This is a genomic window from Noviherbaspirillum saxi (assembly GCF_003591035.1).
Classification (GTDB): Bacteria; Pseudomonadota; Gammaproteobacteria; order Burkholderiales; family Burkholderiaceae_D; genus Noviherbaspirillum; species Noviherbaspirillum saxi.
On record NZ_QYUO01000001.1, the window covers coordinates 261,379 to 285,520 of the forward strand.

General features: G+C 59.5%; 21 protein-coding genes. 11 read left to right on the forward strand and 10 right to left on the reverse strand.

The features are described 5' to 3' along the window. Positions 1 to 7: 7 nt before the first annotated feature. Positions 8 to 1,231 carry an efflux RND transporter periplasmic adaptor subunit gene (locus tag D3871_RS01345; protein WP_119767275.1) on the reverse strand — a complete coding sequence of 408 codons (1,224 nt, stop codon included), beginning with the start codon at positions 1,229 to 1,231 and terminating at the stop codon, positions 8 to 10. 69 nt (positions 1,232 to 1,300) lie between these two features. Further along, on the reverse strand, positions 1,301 to 2,170 hold the full coding sequence (locus D3871_RS01350; protein WP_119767276.1) for an alpha/beta hydrolase: 870 nt from the start codon (positions 2,168 to 2,170) through the stop codon (positions 1,301 to 1,303). A gap of 232 nt (positions 2,171 to 2,402) precedes the next feature. Here D3871_RS01350 and D3871_RS01355 point away from each other — a divergent pair, with 232 nt between their 5' ends. After that, positions 2,403 to 3,416: a LysR family transcriptional regulator gene (locus D3871_RS01355; RefSeq protein WP_119767277.1), complete on the forward strand. Its 1,014-nt coding sequence runs from the start codon at positions 2,403 to 2,405 to the stop codon at positions 3,414 to 3,416. 1 nt (position 3,417) lies between these two features. On the opposite strand, the gene D3871_RS01360 is transcribed toward D3871_RS01355, so the two are convergent. Further along, a complete protein-coding gene (locus tag D3871_RS01360; protein ID WP_233575476.1) occupies positions 3,418 to 4,239 on the reverse strand; it encodes a Crp/Fnr family transcriptional regulator in 822 nt (273 codons plus the stop codon). Between the two features lie 322 nt (positions 4,240 to 4,561). Beyond that, positions 4,562 to 4,975: an ANTAR domain-containing response regulator gene (locus D3871_RS01365; RefSeq protein ID WP_119767279.1), complete on the reverse strand. Its 414-nt coding sequence runs from the start codon at positions 4,973 to 4,975 to the stop codon at positions 4,562 to 4,564. A 140-nt stretch (positions 4,976 to 5,115) separates the two neighbouring features. Here D3871_RS01365 and D3871_RS01370 point away from each other — a divergent pair, with 140 nt between their 5' ends. Further along, entirely contained in the window at positions 5,116 to 5,676 is a 561-nt protein-coding gene (locus D3871_RS01370; RefSeq protein WP_119767280.1) for a glutathione peroxidase, read from the forward strand. Between the two features lie 100 nt (positions 5,677 to 5,776). Continuing rightward, entirely contained in the window at positions 5,777 to 6,229 is a 453-nt protein-coding gene (locus D3871_RS01375) for a universal stress protein (RefSeq protein WP_119767281.1), read from the forward strand. A gap of 59 nt (positions 6,230 to 6,288) precedes the next feature. Here D3871_RS01375 and D3871_RS01380 read toward each other — a convergent pair whose 3' ends face one another. Both D3871_RS01380 and D3871_RS01385 read right to left on the reverse strand, forming a co-directional pair. Next, positions 6,289 to 6,750 carry a cyanophycin metabolism-associated DUF1854 family protein gene (locus D3871_RS01380; protein WP_119767282.1) on the reverse strand — a complete coding sequence of 154 codons (462 nt, stop codon included), beginning with the start codon at positions 6,748 to 6,750 and terminating at the stop codon, positions 6,289 to 6,291. Continuing rightward, positions 6,747 to 9,026 carry a cyanophycin metabolism-associated ABC transporter gene (locus tag D3871_RS01385; RefSeq protein WP_119767283.1) on the reverse strand — a complete coding sequence of 760 codons (2,280 nt, stop codon included), beginning with the start codon at positions 9,024 to 9,026 and terminating at the stop codon, positions 6,747 to 6,749. The genes D3871_RS01380 and D3871_RS01385 overlap by 4 nt, the downstream gene beginning before the upstream one ends. Before the next feature lie 312 nt (positions 9,027 to 9,338). Between D3871_RS01385 and D3871_RS01390 the strand changes: the two genes are divergently transcribed. Together D3871_RS01390 and cphA are read left to right on the forward strand one after the other, a co-directional pair. After that, positions 9,339 to 11,504 (forward strand): cyanophycin synthetase, encoded by a 2,166-nt coding sequence (locus D3871_RS01390; RefSeq protein WP_119767284.1) that lies wholly within the window; start codon positions 9,339 to 9,341, stop codon positions 11,502 to 11,504. 131 nt (positions 11,505 to 11,635) lie between these two features. Further along, entirely contained in the window at positions 11,636 to 14,203 is a 2,568-nt protein-coding gene (gene cphA / locus D3871_RS01395; protein WP_119767285.1) for a cyanophycin synthetase, read from the forward strand. 53 nt (positions 14,204 to 14,256) lie between these two features. Here cphA and D3871_RS01400 read toward each other — a convergent pair whose 3' ends face one another. The 3 genes from D3871_RS01400 to D3871_RS01410 form a co-directional block, all read right to left on the reverse strand. After that, positions 14,257 to 15,384, reverse strand: a complete 1,128-nt coding sequence (locus D3871_RS01400; protein WP_119767286.1) for a PQQ-dependent sugar dehydrogenase — start codon at positions 15,382 to 15,384, stop codon at positions 14,257 to 14,259. Between the two features lie 82 nt (positions 15,385 to 15,466). Next, positions 15,467 to 15,760 carry a hypothetical protein gene (locus D3871_RS01405; RefSeq protein ID WP_119767287.1) on the reverse strand — a complete coding sequence of 98 codons (294 nt, stop codon included), beginning with the start codon at positions 15,758 to 15,760 and terminating at the stop codon, positions 15,467 to 15,469. A gap of 43 nt (positions 15,761 to 15,803) precedes the next feature. Beyond that, complete coding sequence (locus D3871_RS01410; RefSeq protein ID WP_119767288.1) at positions 15,804 to 16,340, reverse strand: hemerythrin domain-containing protein; 537 nt, start codon at positions 16,338 to 16,340, stop codon at positions 15,804 to 15,806. A 165-nt stretch (positions 16,341 to 16,505) separates the two neighbouring features. Between D3871_RS01410 and D3871_RS01415 the strand changes: the two genes are divergently transcribed. After that, positions 16,506 to 17,405 carry a DMT family transporter gene (locus tag D3871_RS01415; RefSeq protein WP_119769810.1) on the forward strand — a complete coding sequence of 300 codons (900 nt, stop codon included), beginning with the start codon at positions 16,506 to 16,508 and terminating at the stop codon, positions 17,403 to 17,405. A gap of 103 nt (positions 17,406 to 17,508) precedes the next feature. After that, entirely contained in the window at positions 17,509 to 17,838 is a 330-nt protein-coding gene (locus D3871_RS01420; protein WP_119767289.1) for a YkvA family protein, read from the forward strand. Positions 17,839 to 17,916: 78 nt separating this feature from the next. Here D3871_RS01420 and D3871_RS01425 read toward each other — a convergent pair whose 3' ends face one another. Next, entirely contained in the window at positions 17,917 to 18,735 is an 819-nt protein-coding gene (locus tag D3871_RS01425; protein WP_119767290.1) for a metal-dependent hydrolase, read from the reverse strand. Between the two features lie 146 nt (positions 18,736 to 18,881). Here D3871_RS01425 and D3871_RS01430 point away from each other — a divergent pair, with 146 nt between their 5' ends. The 4 genes from D3871_RS01430 (at position 18,882) to D3871_RS01445 (ending at position 24,023) form a co-directional block, all read left to right on the forward strand. Next, positions 18,882 to 19,460, forward strand: a complete 579-nt coding sequence (locus tag D3871_RS01430; protein ID WP_233575477.1) for a TetR/AcrR family transcriptional regulator — start codon at positions 18,882 to 18,884, stop codon at positions 19,458 to 19,460. A 161-nt stretch (positions 19,461 to 19,621) separates the two neighbouring features. After that, a complete protein-coding gene (locus D3871_RS01435) occupies positions 19,622 to 22,354 on the forward strand; it encodes a bifunctional diguanylate cyclase/phosphodiesterase (RefSeq protein WP_158597844.1) in 2,733 nt (910 codons plus the stop codon). A gap of 51 nt (positions 22,355 to 22,405) precedes the next feature. Next, a complete protein-coding gene (locus tag D3871_RS01440) occupies positions 22,406 to 22,813 on the forward strand; it encodes a DUF1294 domain-containing protein (RefSeq protein WP_119767292.1) in 408 nt (135 codons plus the stop codon). Positions 22,814 to 23,087: 274 nt separating this feature from the next. Further along, the gene (locus tag D3871_RS01445; RefSeq protein WP_119767293.1) at positions 23,088 to 24,023 is read left to right on the forward strand and encodes a Tim44 domain-containing protein; all 936 of its coding nucleotides are present in this window, start codon (positions 23,088 to 23,090) and stop codon (positions 24,021 to 24,023) included. The last annotated feature ends 119 nt before the right edge of the window (positions 24,024 to 24,142 follow it).

Genomic DNA, 24,142 nt, shown 5'->3' on the forward strand with positions numbered 1-24,142 from the left:
GAAGACGTCAGGATTTCGTCGTGTCGTCCTCTTTCTTTTCCGCCTTTTGCTCGCCCCTGGCGGGTGCGCCGGTCACGGCCGCTTCCATCGGCACTGTTTGCGCGGTGACCGGGGCGCCGGGACGCACGCGCTGCAAGCCGTTGACGACCACCTTTTCGCCGGGCTTCACGCCATCGCGCACCACGCGCAAGCCATCGATCACCGGGCCCAGAGTCACCGGCCGGTATTCAGCCTTGCCCTCGGTGTTCACCACGTAGACGAACTTACGATTCTGGTCGGTGCCGACCGCGCGGTCGGAAATCAAGGCCGCATTGGTCTGCTTGCCGCTGCCATTGCCGCTGGCCAGCTGCACACGCGCAAACAATCCGGGCGCCAGCGCATTGTCGGCATTCTTGAACATTGCGCGCATCCTGACACTGCCGGTGGCCGGATCGACCCGGTTGTCGACGAATTCGAGCTTGCCTTCATGCGGGAAGCCGGTTTCATTCGCCAGGCCGATGCGCACGGTGACCGGCTGGCCGTTGCGCGCCTGGGCGCCAACCCGCAGGAAGGTATCTTCGTCGCCATCGAAGCTGGCATAGATCGGATTGTTCGACACCACCGACGTCAGCACCACGCTGCCATCGACCAGGTTGCCGGTCGTGACTTCAGCCTTGCTGACGCGGCCATTGATCGGCGAATGCACCTGGGTAAAGCTCAGGTTCAGCTTCGCTGCTTCATACGCGGCTTGCGCGGCGCGCGCGGTGGCATCGAGTTCTTTTACGCTGGACGCTTTTTCGTCGGCTTCGCGCTGCGCAATCGCCTTGTCGGCGACCAGTTTCTCGGCGCGTGCCAGTTCCAGCTTCGCGAGATCGGCCTTGGCGCGTGCCGCCAGTGCGGCGGCTTCGGTACGGCTGGCTTCTGCCTGGTAAGGGCGCGGGTCGATCACGAACAGCACCTCGCCCTTTTTCACTTCGGCGCCCGGCTTGAAGTTGACCGAAGCGATGAAGCCAGAGACGCGCGGACGGATATCGACGCGGTCGACCGCTTCCAGACGGCCGGAAAATTCTTGCGTTTCGGTGATCGATTTTTCCAGCACCTCCGCGGCCGAGATCGGTGGGCCGCCGTCGGGCTTGGGCGCTTCCTGTGCAGAGGGCTGTCCGCAACCGGACAGGATGAAGGCCGCTGCCGCGCTCAACGCAAGCACTGCCGGCAGGCGGCGGAAATTGGAAAGATAAGGATGTTGTTTCATGTTCTTGTTCCTTTGGATCTGTAACTGGGTATATCGAAAACCAGTGTCAAGCCTCCCGCAATGGGAAGGTCAAGCAGTATTCTGAGCAGCGTCTAGCCCGGCGATGAATGCCGTGACTTCATGCAACGCGATTTCCTTGCGGGCGCAGCTACATCGCGCATGCGGATCCTGCAGTTCGATCGCCGGTAATCTGCGTACGACGCTCGTGACGCCGGACGCCTGCAGCTTCGCGCCATATTGTTCGGCTTCGTCGCGCAACGGATCGTCGTCCGCCGACAGGATCAGCGCCGGCGGCAAACCCTTGGTGCGGCTCGATTGCAGCGGCGACGCATACGGATGGGCACGGTCGATCGCATGCGGCAGGTAGCCGCGATAACTCATCGCGCAGGCGTTGGCCGCGACGATGCCGCCGTTTGCCGCCTCCACCTTGCGCATCGAACAGCTTGTCAGGCCGGGATCCAGCATCGGCATCATCAGGATCTGCGCCGCCAGCGCCGGGCCGTTGCGGTCACGTGCCATCAGCGCCGCCACCGCTGCCAGATTGCCGCCGGCTTCCAGTCCCGCCACGATCAGGCGCGGGTTCTTCCAGGTCTTGCGCTTGCAATAGCGCCCGCCCCACGCCAGTACCGCATGCGCATCTTCGGCCGCGGCCGGGAATGGCCGCTCGCTTGCCAGCGTGTAGCTCGATCCGAGCACCGTATAACCGGTGCGCGCGGCCAGCACGCGCATGAAGATATCCGCCATTTCCAGTTCGTCGGTGACAAAGCCGCCGCCTGGAAAATACACAATCAAACCTTCGGCCACGGCCCCATCGGGAACGTAGAGCCGGGCATCGAGTTCCCGTTGCGCGCCCTTGATCGCTTGCGCACGCATTTTTACGCCGGCAATTTCCGCTTCCAGTTCTGGCGGAATGTCGTCTTCGCTCTGGTTCTGTACCATGGCTATCTCCGCATTGCTGCTTTTGCTTACCGTGAGGCGGACTATAGCTTTGTTCTACAATGTAAATAAATAGCAATAAACCGAATTGACTGTTCAGGTTCCTGAACAATCGTTTCATATTCTTGTCACGAACCGGCGCGATGCGAGGGCTGGAATACTTGTGACTGTTGTTTGCAGGGCCGGCCGTCCACCAGACGGACTCCCTGTTCCTGTAAATCGAAGGGAGATCCCCATGGATAAATTGCAGGCAATGGAAGTGTTTGTGCAAGTCGTCGATAGCGGCGGCTTCACACGCGCGTCGGAAAACCTGCAGCTGCCGAAGGCAACGGTATCGACGCTGATCCGCAACCTGGAAACCCGGCTTGCGGTCAAGCTGCTCAACCGCACCACTCGCCATGTCAGCGTCACGGCAGATGGCGCCGCTTACTATGAACGTTGCCTGAGCATTCTGGCCGATGTGCACGATGCCGAGGAATCCTTGTCCCGTACTCGTGCCAGCCCGAGCGGACGCTTGCGGGTCGATGTGCCGACCGGCATGGGGCGTGGCGTAATCATTCCTGCTCTGCCGCAATTTTTCGAGCGTTATCCCGATATCGAACTGGAAATCGGCTGCAGCGACCGTCTGGTCGACTTGATCGAGGAAGGGGTGGATTGCGCGGTGCGCGGCGGCGAGCTGGCCGATTCCAGCCTGATTGCACGGCGGGTCGGCATGCTGCATTTCATTACTTGCGCTGCGCCATCCTATCTGGCGCGGTTTGGTCGTCCGCTGCATCCGAACGACTTGCTGCAGCATCGCTGCGTCAACTATTTTTCAGCCAAGACTGGCAAGATTTACGAATGGGATTTCGCCCGCGATGGCGAACGTTTCCAGATCCGCGTGCCAGGCCGGGTCGCGGTCAACGATTCCGACGCCTATATAGCAGCCGGTTTGTCGGGAATGGGGATTGCGCAGATGTCGCTGTTTGCGGTCCAGCCGATGCTGGCGTCGGGCGAACTGGAACTGGTGCTGGAAGACTGGTGCGTCGATCCGATCCCGTTGCACGTGGTCTATCCGCACAACCGGCATTTGTCGGCCAAAGTGCGCGTATTCGTGGAATGGATTGCGGAATTGTTTGCGGCGCAAGACGGTTTGCAGAATGGCGAACTGCGTTGCCCGACCATGCCGGGCGCCATCAAGACCAGGAGCAAGACGGCGGCGCCTCTGATGCTATCGCCGCAGAGGGAGCCGCAATCCAATAACGCCTAAATCATGCAACTGCCATCTGTTGCCCGGCCGCGCGCTTCTTTGCGGCTTCGGTCTTGTTGCGCAGACGGGATGGCGGCAAGCGGCGCAGCGTGCGCAGCGATTGCAAGTCATGAATCATGATGGCGCGCTGGTCGACCGAAATCATGCCGATCGCATTGAATGCCGAAAAGGTACGGCTGACGGTTTCCAGGGTCAAACCGAGATAATTGCCGATTTCCTGGCGTGTCATGCGCAGGTTGAACTGGCTGCCGGAGTAGCCCATTTCAGCAAAGCGCTCGGACAGGAAGACCAGGAAGCGGGCCACGCGTGCCTCGGCGCTCAGCGAACCGAGAGTGCCGACCATTGCCTGTTCGCGCACCAGTTCGCGGCTCATTACGCCATAGATCGCGGCTTCCAGTTCCGCATGGGTACGGCCCAGTGTGGAAAAGGTCTTGAACGGCACCAGGATCACATCGCAGTTGGTCAGCGCGACGGTTTCGGTCGAATACTGTTTGCGATGGATGCCATCGATGCCGAACATGTCGCCCTTCATCGGGAAGCCGAGCACCTGCTCGTTGCCCAGTTCATCGATCATCACTGTCTTCAGGAAACCGGAGTTGACGATGTACAGCATGTCGAACGGCTGACCGATGGTGTGGATGCGCTGGCCAGCCTTGAACTGCATGTGCTGGAACTGGAAGTCATCATTGACGATGCGTGCCGAGATGCGCAGCAGGTCGCACACTTCCTTGAGGCTGGACCACAGTTTGGCCTGACGCTGCCAGGAGGTACCGGAGGGCGAAGGCGTTGCCAGCGAAACGGTATTGGAACGTAGATCGGTCATGGGCGAAGTCAACATTGCTATACCTTTTTGAAATAGTTGGTGGTTGTTCTTCGTCACAAACATCATTTGCGACGCGGCAATCAGTGGTTGAGATTATGTCTATTCAACTGACTGCTGGAAATCAGCGAGAGGATGATTAGCAATGTCGGTGCTCAGACCGGTTCTATCGGATTATTCCTACATGCTCGATAACATCTTGTTGCCGCAAGGAATCTATGCTGTAGAGAATGTCAGCTCGACCATGTTTTTGGACGTGGTCTTAGCCTTGATTTGAAAGGGATTTTTAGAGCGAGGATGAAGAAGGCAGGAGCGTTACGACTTGTTACGTTTGTAATTCTTTGCTCGGCGCCGGAGGCTGCTTGTGTTGACGCGCAAGCTTGATGATCGCATTGCGAATACCGGCCAGAACCGTCACGGCATTGAATGGCTTGACGATGAAGCCATGCACACCCCAATCGAGCGCGCGCTGCACGAAACCCGCTTCCATCTTTGCCGATACCACGAAGAACAAGGCTTTCGGCAAGCCCTGGCGCAAGGTATCCAGCCTGGAAAAGCCTTCGTCGTCGGCAGTCCCGATATCGATGCACACCAGCTGCGGCTGCAGCTTGATCATGTTGGCCAGGCCCGCCGAGCCGGTATTGGCGTCGCCGATCACATTGTGACCGCCATTGGCCAGGACGCTGCCGAGCAGGTTGCGCGAGATGGCATTGGCATCGATGACTACGACTTTGAGCATCGTTCGGACCCTTTGATCACAGGAATGACGCACCCATTATAAGGACTAAGCCAGCCATTCATTCAAACCGGCAAATGCCGTGTCGTTTTGACATAGAATGAAGTCGCTCATACGTCTCACATACCCCTGAGGATTCCATCATGTTCAAGCGCCTGCTTCTGTCCATCCTGCTGATCGGTGCGGCTGCGCCCGCCTTTGCACAGACTGGATCGTCTTGTCCGGCCATCCTCAATCAGACTTTCAACCGGCTGCAGGATGACGCGCCGCAAAACCTATGCAAGTACGCCGGGCAAGTGGTGCTGGTGGTCAATACTGCCAGCTACTGCGGCTTCACCAGCCAGTATGAAGGTCTTGAGGCGCTATATGCCAGATATCAGCCCAAAGGTCTGACCGTACTCGGCTTCCCGTCCAACGATTTTGGCGGGCAAGAGCCGGGCGACAGCAAGCAGATTGCCGATCTATGCTTCAACACCTATGGCGTCAAGTTTCCGATGTTTGCCAAGAGTTCGGTGTCCGGCAAGGAAGCCAATGCGCTGCACTCACAACTGGCCAAAGCGACCGATACCACGCCCAAATGGAATTTCTACAAATATCTGATCGATCGCAGCGGCAAGGTGGTCGGCAGCTACTCCAGCCTGGTGAAGCCGACGGATAAGCAACTTACGTCCGATATCGAAAAGGCGCTAGCGCAAAAAATGTAGCTGCCGGATGTTGATAAAAAACGAATTGCCAGACGCGTGCCGCAAGGTATGATGAAAGCAGGGAGCAGTAACCACTTTTTTCGCACTCAAGGGGGCAAGCATGTATCAAAGAATACTGGTCGCCTATAACGGCACGCCGGAAAGCCGGCTCGCCCTACAGGAATGCATTCGACTTTCGCCCGGCCCCGCCGCGCAAATTCATCTGCTTGCAGTCGTCACGCCGGTACCCATCGTGCTGGCCGGCGAATTCGTCGCCGCCGTACCGACTATGGATGAAGAGCAGGCCGAACGGGATGCAATGGCCCAAGTGCTGGAGACGGGACGCAGGATGCTGGCCGACGCAGGACTGAGTGTCACGCCGCATCTGGAAGTCGGCGAACCGGTCACGGTGATCGGTGAACTGGTCAACCGCGCCGGCATCGAACTGGTCATCGTCGGTCATTCGCGCCACAAGCCGTTCGCAATGCGCTGGTGGCGCGGCTCGATGGATGCCGTGCTGGTGGAAAAAATACGTTGCAGCGTGCTGGTCGCGGCCGACCCCAAGCCGCAGTAGTTCCCGCTGCACTGCGGTACGTCAGGTCGGGCTGCCGGCCTGACGCCCTACAAGGACCGCTACAAAAAGCGGTCCAGCAACTTCTTGCTTGCCCGGTCGAGCGCCTCGGTATTGCGTATCAGGTACTGCACGCCGTGGTTGTCGGCGATCAGCAGCGTCGTCGCCGCGACCCGGCGGATGTCTTCCTCGCCCTTCAGCACAAAACGGGTATCACCCTTATCGGTTTCCACATCCCAGATACTGGGGACTGCAAACGTCGATACATAGCGGATCGCTTTGATCACCGGCAGGAATTCGCGGCTTTTCAACTCTTCTTCCAGCAGTGTCCGCGTGGCGGCCGGAAGCTCGTCCAGGCGCTCTATCCATGCCAGTTCATGCCCATCCCTGTCGACCAGCGCAATGCCCTTGTCGGGCGCGGCAATCGGAAACGCGCGTACCGGCAGCACACCTTCATGCACGCCATCGGCCGAGGTAAAGACCAGCTTGCCGAAGGCGTTGCGGCTCAATGTGAAGGTGGTCATGCGGAATCCTCGGTCAAGGCGGCCAGGGCATCGTTTTCGGCCTGCCGCTGCTGTGCCTGATACAGGCGGAAATAGGCGCCGCCGCGCTCCAGCAATTCTTCATGCTTGCCGACTTCGACAATCTGGCCTTTGTCCAGCACCACGAGGCGATCGGCCTGGCGCAGGGTCGACAAGCGGTGCGCGATCGCAATCGTGGTGCGGCCGCGCACCAGGTTGTCCAGCGCTTTCTGGATTTCCTTTTCGGTCGTGGTATCGACCGATGATGTGGCTTCGTCAAGGATCAGCAGTTGCGGATCGATCAGCAAGGCGCGCGCGATCGAGATCCGCTGGCGCTCGCCGCCGGACAGGGTCTGCCCGCGTTCACCCACCATCGAGTCATAGCCGTGCGGCAGCCGCAGGATGAATTCATGCGCATTGGCCGCACGCGCCGCGCCGATGATTTCTTCGCGCGTTGCATTGGGCTTGCCATAGGCGATATTGTCGGCAATGGTGCCGAAGAACAGGAAAGGCTCCTGCAGCACCAAGCCGATATGGCGGCGATATTCGGCGACCGGCAGTGAGCGGATATCGACGCCATCGACCATGATCGCGCCTTCGGACACATCGTAAAAGCGGCAGATCAGGTTGACCAGCGTACTCTTGCCCGAGCCGCTGTGGCCGACCAGGCCGATCATTTCGCCCGGCTTGATCGCGAGATCGACCCCGCGCAGCACCGCGCGATTGCCATAACGGAAGCCGACCTGCTTGATGTCGATGCGGCCTTCGATGCGTTGCAGATGCACCGGATTCTGCGCTTCCGGTACGCTCGATACATGGTCGAGGATGTCGAAAATCCGCTTCGCGCCAGCCGCCGCCTTTTGCGTCACCGAGACGATGCGGCTCATCGAATCCAGCCGCGTATAGAAGCGGCCGATATAGGCGAGGAAGGCGGTCAGCACGCCGACCGTGATCAAGCCCTTCGACACTTGCCAGATGCCGACTGCCCAGACGATCAGCAAGCCGATTTCGGTCAGGAAGGTGACGGTCGGCGAAAACAGCGACCAGACCTTGTTGACGCGGTCATTGATTTGCAGGTTATGCTTGTTGGCATCGCGGAAACGCGCGGCTTCGCGCTTTTCCTGGGCAAAGGCTTTCACCACGCGGATGCCGGGAATCGTATCGGCCAGCACATTGGTTACTTCACCCCAGACCCGGTCGATTTTTTCAAATCCGTGGCGCAGCTTGTCGCGCACTACATGGATCATCCATGCAATGAAGGGCAGCGGCAGCAGCGTCACCAGCGCAAGCCAGGGATTGATCGAGATCAGGATCGCCGCCGTCATCGTGATCATCAGGACATCGGTCGCGAAATCGAGCAAATGGAGCGACAGGAACACGCAGATCCGGTCGGTTTCCGAACCGATGCGCGCCATCAAGTCGCCGGTACGACGTCCGCCGAAATATTCCAGCGACAGGCGCAACAAATGTTCATAGGTCGAGGTGCGCAGGTCGGCACCGATGCGTTCGCTGACCAGCGCCAGAATGTAAGTGCGTGCCCACCCTAGTATCCATGCCACCAGAGCCGCGCCGAACAGGCCCGACAGGTAAAGCGCCACCAGGCCGGTATCGATTTCCTGGCCATTTTGATAAGGGATCAGCACATTGTCCATCAAGGGCATCGACAGATACGGCGGTACCAGCGTCGCCGCGGTGGACGCGAGCGTCAGCAGGAAGCCGGCCAGCAACTGCCCCTTGTATGGCTTGGCGAAACGCCAGAGCCGAAACAGTGTCCAAGTCGATGGCGGCGTATGGATTTCGCGTGTGCATACCGGACATTCTTCCTGGTCTGCCGGAATCTGCGCCTTGCAGGAAGGACAGATTGCCTGTTCCGGTTCCTGTATCCCCAGTCCGCTGACTATCGCATCGCGTTGTTGTTCGAATTGATCGATAACACGCAACGCATCCGGATTGCGACCCAGGGTGTAACGCCAGCTTGCTAGCCTTTGTTGATCATCATGCAGTTCCAGCGTGCCGACACCGGCATGGTCATGATGGTCTAGTACGAGTTGTTGTCGAAAAGGCCATTCCTGCCAGGCGCTGTCGCGCGCCGGTTTGGCAAGCAGCCTGCGATCGGTGACCAGCACGATGCCGGACGAAAAGCGGAGGTTGGGATCGAGATCGAGTTCTACGCTGGCAACCGCGGACTCGCCAGGCTGCAAATGCATATCGGTATCATGCTGCCAATGCGCTGGAACGGCGCTTCGGCCGGGCAATGCCGGAAGGGATTCTGTATTCATTCAAGCTCTGAAAAGGCAAACAGGAAGAAATTTTGTTTGCAGTATGTAAATTTGCGGGTGCGATGGGCACCTCAAGACTACGCTAAAGCGGTGTATAACCTGCACTAATGTGGCGCCAAGTATACCGAGAGGCGATAATGTTGTTACGCAGGACGAGACTTTGCCTGATAATTTTTTCGTGCTTTCAGTAAACTAACGCCTTTGAATTGCGTTATTCACCCACAGGCCAGAAAAACACAGTCCGAAAATCTAGTCTGCACAATTCGACGAATTCACCACAAACGGCCATCACCCTTCAGCCTCTCGTATTAAATGAACAAGAAAACCATTGAGATCATCAATGTGATGTCTCTGCGCGGACCCAATATCTGGACTTATCGTCCAGTGATCGAGGCCTGGGTCGACATTGGCGATCTCGAAGATTCGCCTTCCAATACCATCCCCGGATTCTATGAGCGCCTGACGGCCTGGCTGCCCGGCCTGATCGAACACCGTTGCGGTGTCGGCGAGCGTGGCGGCTTCCTGCAGCGCTTGCGCGACGGCACCTGGCCCGCGCACATCATGGAACACGTGATGATAGAACTGCAAAACCTGGCCGGCGTCCAGACCGGATTCGGCAAGGCGCGCGAGACTTCCAAACGCGGCGTCTACAAGGTCACGGTGCGGGCCCGCTACGAAGAAGTCAGCCGCGCGGCGCTGGTCGCCGCACGCGATCTCGTGATGGCAGCCGTCGACGACCGGCCTTATGATGTCGGCGGCACCGTCAAGACCCTGAGCGAACTGGCCGAATCGGTGGCGCTGGGACCCAGCACCGCCAGCATCGTCGATACCGCCGGCGAGCGCCGCATTCCGGCACTGCGCCTGAACGACGGCAATCTGGTGCAGCTCGGCTACGGCAAGCGCTCGCGCCGGATCTGGACCGCGGAAACCGACCAGACCAGCGCCATTGCCGAAAGCATTTCCAGCGACAAGGATCTGACCAAGAGTCTGCTGGCTTCCTGCGGCGTGCCGATCCCGGAAGGCCGCACCGTCAGCAGTCCCGAAGACGCATGGGACGCGGCGCAGGACATCGGCATCCCGGTCGTGGTCAAGCCGTCCGACGCCAACCATGGCCGTGGCGTATCGACCGACCTCAATTCGCGCGAAGAAGTCGAGGCTGCTTACCATCTGGCGGAACAGGAAGGCAGCAGCGTGATCGTCGAACGTTTCATCCGCGGCAACGAGCACCGTCTGCTGGTCGTCGGCGGCAAGATGGTCGCCGCCGCCAAGGGTGAAATGGCGACCGTGGTTGGCGATGGCAAATCCAATGTGACGGAGTTGATCAACTCGCAACTCAATACCGACCCGCGCCGCGGCGAAAGCGAAGAATTCCCCCTGAACCTGATCACCTATGAAGAAGACCCGACCGTGCTGCTGGTGCTGGAACGTCAGGGGCTGGGGCCGGATTCGGTGCCGGAAGCCGGCAAGACCGTGCTGATCCAGCGCCATGGCAACGTGGCCTTCGATATCACCGATGAAGTGCATCCGCGTGTGGCCGCTGCCGCCTCGCTCGCCGCCCGTATCGTCGGGCTCGACATTGCCGGCGTGGACCTGGTGGCCGAAGACATTTCGCGTCCGCTCGAAGAGCAGGGCGGCGCAATCGTCGAAGTCAATGCCGGTCCGGGTCTGCTGATGCACCTCAAGCCCGCCAGCGGCCAGCCGCGTCCGGTCGGCCGGGCGATTGTCGATCACCTGTTCCCCGAGCAAGACAATGGCCGCATTCCGCTGGTCGGCGTCACGGGCAGCCGCGGCAAAACCATGGTCACGAGCCTGATCGGCCGCATGCTCAACCTGCACGGGCCGAATGCCGCTGTCGCTAGCAGCAGCGGCCTGACGCTCGGCCAGCGCCAGATGGACGCCGGCGATTGCGCCAACTGGCAAGCCGCGCATCGGGTGTTGATGAATCGCGCGGTCGAGGCAGCGGTATTCGAGCATGGCTTCCGCTCGATCCTGACCGAAGGCATTGCCTATGACCGCTGCCAGGTTGGCGTGGTGACCAACATGGCGGATGATGCAAGCCTGCCCGACCTGTATATCGACGACGTCGACCAGATGTTCAAGGTGGCGCGGACCCAGGTCGACATCGTATTGCCCGAAGGCGTGGCGGTGCTGAACGGCGCCGACCCGCGTGTGGCGTCGATGGCCGAACTGTGTGACGGCAGCGTCATCTTCTTCTGCGTCTCGCCCGAGATCGATGTGGTGGTCCAGCATCGCGCCCAAGGCGGTCGCGCAGTCTACCTGCGCGACAGTCAGGTGGTGCTGGCAAATGGCGCGCATGAAACCGTGCTGGTGAAAATCGCCGCGCTAGGCATCCGTGGCCTGGAGCAGCGTCCCCACGCGATTGAAAACATGCTTGCCGCAGTCGCGGCGGGCTGGGCGCTGGGTATTGCATCCGACGTCATTCTGGCCGCGGTGGAAACCTTCGACTACGGCACATGAGTGCGTTGCTGTATCCCGGCCCCGGCCTTGGCCCCGGTGCCGGAATAAAGCCTGTGCAAGCCCAATAACGTTCATTCAGGATCAGCCAGCCGGAGGCGCAATGCGCCGGCTGCGCAACCAAGGAAATACTGATGGAAATTTCGCGTATCCGCGCGCTGCGCGGCCCCAACCTGTGGAGTCGGCATACCTCGATCGAAGCGATCGTTTCATGCGAAGAGATCGAGCGTGACATTGCCAACCTGCCGAAGTTCGAGCCGCAACTGCGCGCACGTTTCCCAGAAATCAAGTTTCTCGAACCGGCCAGCCCGCAGCATCCCTGTTCGCTCGCCCATGCGCTGGAAGCAGCCGCTCTCGGCCTGCAGGCGCAGGCCGGCTGCCCGGTCACGTTCAGCCGCGTGGTGCAGACGGTCGAGCCCGGCATTTACCAGGTGGTGTTCGAATACACCGAAGAAGACGTCGGCCGCCTCGCACTGGAACTGGCCGAAGCCCTGTGCCGCAGCGCGATGTCCAATACGCTTTTCGACCTGGAAGACGCGCTGGCCCGCCTGCGCGAGCTGGATGAAGACATCCGCCTCGGCCCGAGCACCGGCTCCATCGTGCAGGCCGCGGTCGCGCGCGGCATCCCGTATCGCCGCCTGACCGAAGGCAGCATGGTCCAGTTCGGCTGGGGCAGCCACCAGCGCCGCATCCAGGCGGCCGAGACCAGCCGCACCAGCGCCATTGCAGAATCGATCGCGCAGGACAAGGAACTGACCAAGATGCTGCTGAACGCCGCCGGCGTGCCGGTGCCGCATGGCCGCTCGGTCACCGACGCCGAAGACGCGTGGAAGGCTGCCTGCGAAATCGGCGGTCCGGTCGTGCTCAAGCCACGCGACGGCAACCAGGGCAAGGGGGTCGCGGTCAATATCCGTACGCGCGAAGAAGTAATCGCTGCGTTCAATGTGGCCTACGGCATCAGCACCGACGTCATCGTTGAGCGCTACATCACCGGCCACGACTACCGCCTGCTGGTGGTGGGCGACCACCTGGTGGCCGCTGCCCGCCGCGCGCCGCCGCAAGTGATCGGCGACGGCAAGCATACGATCGGCGAACTGATCGAACAGGTCAACAAGGACCCGCGCCGCGGCGATGGTCACGCGACTTCGCTGACCAAGATCCGGCTGGATGACATTGCGCGCGCGACGCTGGTCAAGCAAAACTACACGACCGATAGTGTGCCGCCCAAGGGCGAACTGGTGGTACTGCGCAACAATGCGAACCTCAGCACCGGCGGTACCGCCACCGACGTCACCGAAGACGTGCATCCGGAAATGGCCGCGCGCGCGGTCGAAGCGGCACAAATGGTCGGTCTTGATATCTGCGGTGTCGACGTGGTGTGCGAAAGCGTGCTCAAGCCGCTGGAAGAGCAGGGTGGCGGCATCGTCGAAGTCAATGCTGCGCCGGGATTGCGCATGCACCTGCAGCCTTCATTCGGCAAGGGCCGACCGGTCGGCGAAGCGATCGTCTCGACCATGTTCAAGGACGGCGATGACGGACGCATTCCTGTGGTCGCGGTTGCCGGCACCAATGGCAAGACCACGACCGTCAAGCTGACTGCGCATATCCTGGCCACCAACCGCTACCGGGTCGGCATGACCGGCACCGATGGCGTGTACATCGGCAGCGAGCGCATCGATACCGGCGATTGCAGCGGTCCGCGCAGCGCGCGCAACGTGCTGCTGCACCCGGATGTCGATGCGGCGGTGTTCGAGACCGCGCGCGGCGGCGTGTTGCGCGAAGGCCTGGGCTTTGATCGCTGCAATGTCGCGGTGGTCACCAATATCGGCGAGGGCGATCACCTTGGCCTGAACTTCATCACGACGGTCGAAGACCTTGCGGTGGTCAAGCGCGTGATCGTGCAAAATGTCGCGCCCACCGGCACCGCGGTGTTGAACGCGGCCGACCCGATGGTGGCCAATATGGCCGCGGTGTGCCCCGGATCGATCACCTACTTTGCCAAGGATGTCCATCATCCGGTGATGACCGCGCATCGCGCGCAGGGCCGCCGCGTGGTCTTCGTCGACGGCAATGCCATCGTCGCGGCGGAAGGCAAGCGCAGCCACAGGATCGCGCTGACCGACATACCGCTGACTGCCAATGGCGCGATCGGCTTCCAGGTCGACAATGCGATGGCGGCAATCGGCGCCGCCTGGGGCCTGGGCATAGAGTGGAAAGTGATTGAAGCCGGCCTGAAAACCTTTGTCAGCGATGCGCAAAGCGCACCCGGACGCTTCAATCTGTTTTCCTACAATGGCGCGACCCTGATCGCCGATTACGGCCACAATCCGGATGCGATCCAGGCGCTGGTCGATGCGATCGACAGCATGCCGGCCAAGCGACGTTCGGTGGTGATCAGCGGCGCCGGCGACCGGCGCGACATCGATATCCGGCGCCAGACCGAAATCCTCGGTGATGCCTTCGACAACGTTGTGCTGTATGAAGACCAGTGCCAGCGCGGCCGCGAAGATGGCGAAGTGATCAAGCTGCTGCGTGAAGGCCTGGCCAACGCGAAACGGGCGACTTCGATACAGGAAATCCGCGGCGAATTCCTGGCCATCGATACCGCGCTCAAGGACTTGTCCGAAGGCGATCTGTGCCTGATCCTGATCGATCAGGTTGAGGAAGCGCTTGCCTATATCGGACAACGCGCGGCGGCATGATGCCGTATTGCGCCGCGCCGGCTGAACGGCGCGGCGCAATACGACTGAATGGCTCAGGATGCCGGACGCAGGCGAATCAGCTGGCCCTTGCTGTGATCGGTCAGCAGATAAAGCAAGCCGTCCGGTCCTTCGCGCACATCGCGTATGCGCTGCTTCACATCCTGCAGCAGCTTTTCTTCCTTCACCACCTTGTCGCCCTGCAGTTCCAGCCGCGCCAGGTACTGGAACTTGAGCGCGCCGACAAACAGACTGCCTTGCCACGCCTTGCCATAGCGCTCGCTGCGCAGGAAAGCCATGCCCGAAGGCGCCATCGATGGACTCCAGTAATACGCCGGCTGCTCCATCCCTTCCTTTTCGGTCAATCCATCGCCGATCTTTCCTCCGCCATAGTTCTCGCCCCAGGTAATCACCGGCCAGCCGTAGTTCTTGCCGGCTTCCAGACGGTTGACTTCGTCGCCGCCCTGCGCACCATGTTCGTTGATCCAGAGCCGGCCATCCGGCCCCAGCGCCGCACCCTGTGAATTGCGATGACCGTAGCTCCAGATTTCCGGCAGTGCGCCCTTCCTGCCGGCAAACGGATTGTCTTTCGGCGCCGAGCCATCCTTGTTGATGCGCACGACCTTGCCATGATGGTTGTCCAGCGTCTGCGCATCCTTCATCCGCTTATAGCGGTCCCCCAGCGTCAGAAATAGCTTGCCATCCTTGGTTTCGACGATGCGGCAGCCGAAGTGCGCATTGCTGCTGACCTTTGGTTTTTGGGAAAACAGCACCTTCATTTGTTCGAGCCGTTTGCCATCGTCCGACAGCCGTGCCGATGCCAGCGCGGTCGAATTGCCGAAACCGGAAGACGCCGGTTCGGAATAGCAGAAATAAATGATGCGGTTGCGGGTAAACGCGCTGTCGGCCTGCACATCCAGCAAGCCGCCCTGGCCGCCGACATCGATCTTGGGCAAGCCTTCGATCGCCGCGCCCAGTTTGCCGTCAGCCTGTACCAGCCGCAGACGCCCCGGCCGCTCGGTAACGAGCATGCGGCCTTCATCAATGAATGCCAGTCCCCAGGGATGTTCCAGTCCGTCGGCCACGACTTCCGGCTTTACGCTGCTTGCGTGCACGCCGGAGATGGCGGTCAGTAATCCGGTGGCCAATATGAACAGATGCCATGTCCCTGGATGGTGTCGCATTGTTTCCCCTGTAAAAGTACCCTGCGTGCGCAGGCTTGCATGGCCAGTTTACCTGCAGCTGTGTCGCCGCATCACTGCCGCATCACTTCGATTTCTTGTTGCGCGATTCTTCGGCATTCTTGCGATCGATATCTGATGTTGCATCGTCCATCTTTGGATCGACATGCCGCGGCGGCGTCACCACGGCGCCGGGATCGGTTTTCGGCGGCACCACGACAATGCCGGAATTCGACGGCGCCTTCATGGATTTGTCCGGCGCAATGCTGATGCCGGGGTCGATCGGTGCAGGAAATGTCGGCTCGGTTTTGCCGGCCGATTGGGCCAGGCAAGCGGTACTGAGCAGGCCGCCCAGCAAGGCAAGCAGGAAGTTTTTCATTGATGACGATCTCCTTGCGAACGCCTGAGCCCAGCGGCCTTTCTCAGATCCGGTGACCGGGCCGCGTCGGCGTGGTTGGTGCATTTAAGGAGGCGGCCTCGGCAGTCTCGTCAGCCACGCCTTCGCGCGGCTCCCCCTGTTCGGTCAGGTCGTCCTGCAGCGTGAGCATTTCCATACCGAGCTTCTCGCGCTGTCCGGCATCGATCATTTTGACCACGGCCGGAAACAGATTCTCTTCCTCTTCCTGATGATGGTGCTCGGTCTGCTCCTTGAGCACCTTGAATTTGGCTTCGAATCCCTTGTCGGCCGCATCCATTTCCAGCAGGTCGGCCAGCAGTCGCTTCAGCGACAGATGTTCTTCCAACGATTCGAGCAAGTCATCTTCGGTGCGCGCCCGGTTGACGGCCGGATAGAAAATTTCCTCTTCCGATTTGATGTGTACGGTTAACTTGTCGGCTGCGCGCGCGAACAGCGCATCACGACCGTTCTCATCGCTGTCCGCAACCTGTTGCAGCAAATCTTCCATTTCCCTGTGTTGTGCAGTCAAAATGTGTACTGCGTCGGTGTCCTGTCCAATCATGTGCCTTGCTCCCAAAAATGTTTATCCGACAAGCTTAGAGAAAGCCGCGCGGCACAGGTTCAGGCTGCGCAAAGGTAAAGCGTGATCAGACGCAAAAGCATGCAGCACAACGGAAAGATCTTGCCACGCTTAAAATACGCGCTTGCCAACGAAGAAGGAAGCCGCATGACTGAACGCAAACCGCTCGATGCATTCGCCATCATGGTGATGCTGATACTGTGCGTGCTGTGGGGCATGCAGCAAGTCGCCGTCAAGCTGGCTGCACCACACATGGGCCCGGTGATGCAGATTGGATTGCGTTCCCTGGTCGCGGCGCTGCTGGTGGCTGCGCTGATCGTTGTGCGGCGCGACAGGTTTTCATTCAGAGATCGTACCTTGTTGCCAGGAATTGGCTCCGGCATGCTGTTTGCCATCGAGTTTCTGTGTATCGCGCTTGGTCTGCAATACACCACCGCTTCGCATATGTCGGTGTTCCTCTACACCGCGCCGGTATTTACTGTACTCGGGCTGCACTGGTCGATTGCCGGTGAAAGACTGAAACCCCTGCAATGGGCCGGCGTGCTTGCTGCGTTCGCGGGTATCGCGGTGGCATTTTCCAATGGATTTACCGAACAGGGCCATGACTGGTGGCACATGTTGATTGGCGATGCGCTGGGCGTGCTCGGCGGTTTTTTTTGGGCGGCGACCACCGTGCTGATCAGGCGCTCCGCCTTGTCGGAAGCGCCGCCGGCCACCACGCTGTTGTATCAGCTCGGAACCTGCGGCGTCATCCTGGTGGCGCTTGCGGCCCTGCTCGGACAGGGACAAGACATCAGCATGACGGGCATGGTCTGGGGCAGCCTGTTCTTTCAGGCCGTGATCGTCGCCTTCCTGAGTTACCTGATGTGGCTCTGGTTGCTACGCAAATATCTGGCGTCGCGCCTGTCGGTATTTTCTTTTCTCACTCCGCTGTTCGGGGTCGGGTTCGGCGTGCTGTTATTGCAGGATCCGCTCGATCCGCGTTTCGTTGCAGGGGCGGTACTGGTGATGCTGGGCGTCGTGATGGTGAATATGCGCGGCAGGTAGAGCGGGGCTATCGGGCGGTTGAAATTTCCTATGGCACTTTTGCCGCGCGACGCGACCTAAGCTCCTGGCGCGCCGTTGCGCGTAATCAGATTGGAGTCATGTCATGTTGCTACGTTTGGGACGCCTCTTTCGCACCGTCGGACGCGAAATCATTGTGTTGTGGTACGCCTGCCGTGATCCGGCTACGCCAATAGCGCTGAAGCTGGCCGCCCTGATGCTTGGCCTATATGTATTCAGTCCCGTGGATGTCGTTCCGGATTGGCTTGCATTCCTTGGCTGGGCTGACGATGTGACCTTGCTCGCACTCGGGATTCCTGCATTGTTGCGCTTCGTTCCCGGTCACGCGTTGCAGCACGCGAATGTTTCCGCCGACATACTGTTGTCGCGCGTACGCCCGATACGTTCCAGCCGTGCCGGCAAAAATCGGCATTAAGCGTAACCAGTAATAAAAACGGCGCACAAAGCCAAGCTTTGGGCGCCGTTTTCTTTTGTTGCGGCTTTTTCCGTTACTTCAAACGCCAACCGGCTTATATGCATTGGCGTTGTCAGCCAGCCAGCGGCTGGACAGCTCGCTTTCCTGCTGGCTCGGGTGGAAGTCGCGACGCAGGTATTCGCGCCACGGCCGATAACTTTGCCGCACCAATCCTCGCTTGCCAAACAGATAATTCGCGGCACTCTTCCAGGTACTCCATTTCCACAATGTGCCGTCGCGCTGCAGGTTGTTGATGGTCTGCCGCAGTGTATCGCCGAGGAAAATCAAGGTGACACGGCGGAACCAGGTAATGCGCCACGCGTGGGTACCGCCCAGCCCCTGGTACAGATCAAATGCGGTGCTCTTGTGCTCGGACTCTTCCGCGCTATGCCATAACCACATCGTTTTCAGCCGGGCTTCGCTGCCATCGAGCCAGTCATGATTTTCCAGCATCCATTCCGCGAATATCGCCGTGAAGTGTTCATTGGCTGCGGTGATCGCCAGCCAGTGACGTGGGTCGACGCCATCCAGCAGTTTCAGACGCTTCTGCGCGCGCGGCGCCCAGTCGTTGACCAGGCCCTGTTTTTCGAGATGTGCATTGAATAGTGCATGGATGCGGCGGTGCGTCGCTTCCTGGCCGACGAACCCGTGCACCTCGGCCTTGAATTTTTCCTGCTGTTCCGGCGGCAATGCCTTGAATCCGTTACGTACGGAATCGATGAAGAATTGCTCGCCGACCGGAAAGCTCATCGACAAGGCATTGAACAGCGCCGATCGGAATGCATCGCCACCGCACCAATGGCGGTCGAACGGCGTTTCCAGATCAATCAACAGACGGCGGACTACGAGGTCGGTCATCGCGGCACTCCAACGAGGGTAGTTGAGTCGGTTGGTACTGGTCAGTACCATTAGCCTATGTTGGAGGTGGAATGTGGTACTGTCAAGTACCAATCTGAAAAAACCGAAGAAAACCAGATATGACGCAAGTACTGAAAGCGCCTGATATGACTGTTGCACATCGTCACCGCCTGCTGGAGGGTATGGCGCAAGCGGTGGCTGCAAAGGGATATGCAGACACCACCATTGCCGATATCGTCCGCGAGGCAGCGGTGTCGCGCCGCACGTTTTATGAATATTTCAATACCAAGGCAGACTGCCTGATCGCCCTGTATACCGCCGCCAGCCATAATGCGCTCGATGTGTTGCGCAATGCGATCGATCCGGCGCGTCCTTGGCAAGTGCAGATCGAGAGCGCGATCCACGCCTACTTCGGCTGCCTTGCGCAAAACCCGGTCCTGATGCGCACCCTGTTCATCGAAATTCTCGGCCTGGGCTCACCCGGTCTGGCCGCCCGGCGCCAGGTCAATGCTGAAATCGCCGACTTCATGCTCAAGGTCATCAACTCGGACACAGGGGGACACAAACGCGCGTCGCCATTGACGGCCGACATGGCCATTGCCGTCGTCGGTGGAATCAATGAACTTGTACTGCAGGCGATTGAACAAGAGCGTGTAACCGAGCTTGCGCAAATGGCCGATCCCGCGATTCGCCTGATCCGCGCCGTCACGCGCGAAGCCGATTGAGAGACGCTGGAACTTTGCGGCGGCAACGGGTTTCTTAGTAAGCAAGGGCGGTTGCGGCGTCAGGCTGACAGCATCGCACTCTTCCGATGACGCGTGTGCACTCCGGGTATCGGAAAGCGCTCCTTTGCGCGCTCTTCTACCGATGCCTATCAAACCAAACAATGACCTCATTTGCATCCGGCCGCTCCGATTCACCGTTATCCGCAGACGACGTGGGCAAAACCGGATTTCTGCGCAGGCATTTGCTGGTGCTGATCGCCTGGCCCCTGGCATCCCTGTTCCTGGCCTGCGCGCTATGGGCGGTCACACTGCGGGCGTTGAACAACGAACGCGATCTGGCGCGCGACCAGGCATTTACCACTGCATCCGGACTGGCGGGAGCATATGCTGCGCAGTTGCGCCATTCGCTGCAGCAGATCGACCAGATGCTGCTGAGTCTCAAATACGATTGGGAAGAACCGCAGATCGACTTGAACCTGGAGCGGCAGCGCAGGAAAGGTTTGTATCCCGACAGTTCACAGCTGTACGCCAGCATCATCAACAGTTCCGGCGAACTCGTTACCACAACTGTTTCAAAGGCAAGCCAGGAGTGGCAAGGCGACCAGGATTACTTCAAGCGTCATCGAGCCGGGATGGAGAAAGGTTTGCTGATCAGCGCTCCTGAAACAGGTGCGACGCAGACCAGGCCGTTGATCCGGTTTTCACGCCGCTTGCAGCAAGCGAACGGTGCGTTCGACGGTGTAGCGATTGTTACCGTCGATCCGGCTTATCTGGTGACCTTCTATGACGAATCCCGGCTCGGCAGGGACGACTTTGTATCGGTGCGTCGCAATGACGGCCCTTTGCTCGCAGCCAAGGTCGGGCAGGATGAAGACGCGGTCCGCATCTTTTATCGCAACGATCCGATCTTCCCTTCCCCATCCGGCATCCTTGTGGAGCCGCAGGAAAAATTCCAGGATGGACAACCTCGCATCGTGGCTTGGAAAAAGCTCGACGACTTCCCGCTGGTCGCCCTGGCTGCCGTTTCCGAGCACCAGGCTTATGCCGGTTATCGCAGCGTGGAGCGGCGTTATATTGGCGCGGTAACCGTGGCCAGTCTGTTCCTGCTGCTGTGTGCCGCAATCGGCATGTTCTTTTCGACGCGGCTTGCTTGGCGGCGCCAGCAAGCGGAAGAAATCAAGCAAACTTACCGGCTCGCAGTCGACGCCGCGCGTGAAGGCTTTTACATGCTGCGGCCTATTCTGGATTCGAAAGGCTTGGCAATCGATTTCCAGATTGAAGACTGCAATGAACGCGGCGCCGCCATGCTCGGTTACCGGCGGGCCGACATCATCGGTACGCCATTGTCCTCGATCTATGACGAAGATTTTCTTTCGATTGCATTGATCGAGTTGCGGCGCGGGCTCGAGCTGGGTTTCTATGAAGCCGATCTGCGCGTCGACGCGCGCAGCAGAATTCACGCCGGATGGGTCAATCAGCGACTGGTCAGGTCCGGCCCTGGATTGGCGCTTACCATGCGCGATATTTCGGACGCAAAGGCACATGAAGAGGAATTGTCGACGCTGGCCAATATCGATGCGCTGACTTCCCTGCCCAACCGCCACTGGTTGACGCGCTTCCTGCCGCGCGCGCTTGAACTATCGGCCGATGCTGGTCAGGGCCTCGCGATCCTGTTCGTCGATCTCGATAATTTCAAGAACATCAACGACACGCTCGGCCATGCGGCCGGAGACGAATTGCTGCAGGCTGCCTCGATACGTCTGAAATCGCTGGTGCGCGCGAGCGATCATGTAGTGCGCCTGGGTGGCGACGAATTCACCATCGTGCTCGAACAGGTGCACAAGCTGGAAGATGTCACCCGGGTGGCGCGGCAAATCGTCAAGTCGCTGGGCGAACCGTTCACCATCGCACAGTCCAGTGGCCATCATGTACAAGCTTCTATCGGCATCAGCGTGTTTCCGCAGGATGGCAGCGATGGCGAGACCCTGCTCAAGCATGCGGATATCGCGATGTATGCCGCCAAAGCCGCCGGCAAGGGACGCTATCATTTTTACCAGTCGCATCTGTCGGACAGCCTGGTGTTGCGCATCAACCGTGAGCAGGCATTGCGGCTGGCTATTGAGCGCGATGAATTCGTACTGCACTACCAGCCGCGCGTCGATACCGCTACCGGCAGACTGAGCAGCATGGAAGCGCTGGTGCGCTGGATGCATCCCGAACGCGGCCTGGTGCCGCCGCTCGAATTCATTCCGATCGCGGAAGACACCGGGCTGATCCTGACCCTCGGCCGGCTCGTCATCGAAAAATCCTGCGCCCAGCTCGCGCAATGGAAAGCGCAAGGATTGCCAGTGGTGCCGGTGTCGATCAATGTCTCGGCCCTGCAATTCAATGAAGGCAATGTGCGTGAAATTCTCGCGGCCTGCATGGATGAGCATGGCATCGACCCTTCGCTGATCGGTGTCGAACTGACTGAATCCTGCATGGCAGGCGACGATGAAAAGGTTTCCGGCGAACTGGATGGCTTGCGTTCGCTCGGCGTCAAGTTGCTGGTCGATGATTTCGGCACCGGTTATTCATCGTTGTCGCAATTGCAGCGCCTGAACGTGGACGTCTTGAAAGTCGACCGCGCATTCACCGTCACGCTCGACCATGGCGAAGAAGGCAAGGCCTTGTTCAAGGCGATTGTATCCATGGCCGATGCACTCGATATCTGCATCGTCGCCGAAGGCGTGGAAACCGCCGAACAACTCAGCGTATTGCAGGCGCTGGATTGCGATGAAGTGCAGGGGCATTTCGTATCGAAACCGGTGCCTGAGGGCGAAATGGCGGCGCTCATGCTCAAGCGATTCCTGTTTCCGCCGGCTGCAAGGCAACCTGCCGCCATGCCGATTTAATCTGCTTGCACACTCGTGAAAACCGGCGTTTGGCCGTACCATGGGCACGCCATGGAAAATCGTCGAAACAATCAACGCGCGCCGCATAAGGCTACTACTCGCGGTAGCGGTGCTGCCTGGCTATGCGTTGCGGCCATCGCCGGCCTGCTTGCGGCGGCAGTGTATGCGGCGATTCTGTCGCCGGTGGTCGCAGCGGCGTATGCCGTGTTCAGCTTGAGTGCATTCGTCGCTTATATAATCGACAAGTCCGCTGCACGAAACGGGAACTGGCGCACGCCTGAAAAGACTTTGCACCTGTTGGCACTGATCGGTGGCTGGCCCGGAGCGCTGCTGGCGCAATCCCTGCTGCGGCACAAGTCCAGCAAGCGGTCTTTCCTCATGGTGTTCTGGCTGACCGTCATGCTCAACTGCACTGCACTAGGCTGGCTACTGTACTCGGGCTCCCGCGCGCCCGCATGAATCAGGTCTTACCGATACCCAAAGTCTTTTTCATCGCCGCTGCAGGCTTTATCGGGTCGTGAAGATATCGCGCCATGGATCACTCTTTCCGCAAGTTGATTGAGCAATCGAATTATTGTCTGTTTGATATGTTATTACTTCGTATTTTGCGAAACAAGTTTCTTCATTTATTCGCTTTTTATAATGCGCGCGTAAGCGTACGATGGCAACGTTGCGAATGGATTGACGCATAGCGCCGGACGTTTGCACGAACACATTACATTTCGGAGGAAACATGAAAAAGTTTTTGGTCACAATGCTGGTTGCCGCAAGTGCATTGTCGGTAGTTGTGTCCGAAGCCCAGGCCAAGCGCGTGGGCGGCGGCGGATCGATTGGCAAGCAGTCGCAAAGCGTGAGCCGGCAGTCGGCAGCTCCGGCGCAAAGCCAGGCCGCGCCAGCCGCTGCCAAACCCGCAGCAGCTGCCCCGGCAGCCGCAGCCAAACCGGCCAGCCCGTGGAAAGGCATACTCGGCGGCGCATTGCTCGGCCTGGGTCTGGGCGCGCTGCTGTCGCACCTTGGCCTTGGCGGCGCGATGGCCAGCATGATCAGCACCTTGCTGATGGTTGCGTTGCTGGCTGGTGCTGCGTACTTCATCTATCGCATGGTGATGCGCAAGCGTGATGGCGGAATGGCTGCAAAGAATGGCATGACGCCGGCCTACGCAGGGTCATCGAGCGGCTATACGCCGGAAATCGGTTCGCGTGTCGAACCGGTGCAGCCGGCAGCGCTGCAAGCTCCGCTCACCGCTTCCGCCGGCAATGTCGGCGATGAAGCCGGTGAAAAAGCAAGCTTCAGTGTGCCGGATGGCTTCGATACCGTAGGCTTCCTGCGCCATGCGAAGACTTACTTCATCCGTTTGCAGGCTGCATGGGATAAGGCCGACGTGAACGATTTGCGTGAATTCACTTCACCGGAAATGTTTGCCGAAATGAAACTGCAGTTGCAGGAACGCGGCGCATCGGCCAACCATACCGATGTGGTCTCGCTGGATGCCGAACTGCTTGGCATCGAGACCGTTGGCAGCGATTACATGGCGAGCGTGAAGTTCACCGGCATGATCCGCGAAATGGAAAATGCACCGGCAGAGCCGTTCACGGAAGTATGGAACCTGTCCAAGCCCGTCGCAGGCTCGGGCGGCTGGATCTTGGCCGGCATCCAGCAAGTGTCGTAATACAAACAGGCGATACAAGAGCGATAAGGCGATACGCAGCTGCTGTGTACCGCCGATGCGCGCCATAGGCAAAAAAGGAAGGGCTGGGCGACCAGCCCTTTTTTCATGCCCGCTGTGTT